This window comes from Desulforamulus aquiferis (genome assembly GCF_030577015.1).
Taxonomy (GTDB): Bacteria; Bacillota; Desulfotomaculia; order Desulfotomaculales; family Desulfotomaculaceae; genus Desulfotomaculum; species Desulfotomaculum aquiferis.
Window position 1 is genome coordinate 1 of record NZ_JARPTC010000079.1, and the last position, 295, is coordinate 295.

The window sequence follows — 295 nt, forward strand, 5'->3', positions numbered from 1 at the left end:
GCCACTAACATAGTGGCAGTCTCCGGGGTGTCAGCCAGAGGTTAGTATTGCATCAGCTCCGGAACGCAGGCCTGCTATGATAAAGAGCGGATTTATCCGGCCGGAGCAGGGCACCCGCACTACCCGGACGTTCGGGGGGTATTGCAATCGCCCTACCCCTGCCAGGTCTGCACCGGCATAGCTGCACCAGTTGCACAGAAACGCTACAATTTTAGGTTCTTGTTCGCCCATTTTCTTCCCTCCTACCTCGAAATTGGAAGTCCGAAGTTCGTTATTCGAGGTTCGATTATTTTAG

General features: G+C 53.6%; 1 pseudogene. It reads right to left on the reverse strand.

Features of this window, described 5'->3' with window-relative positions:
• Positions 1–33: 33 nt before the first annotated feature.
• Positions 34–231 (reverse strand): annotated as a pseudogene (locus tag P6N53_RS18605) (hydrogenase iron-sulfur subunit); the annotation flags it as partial.
• Positions 232–295: the final 64 nt, after the last annotated feature.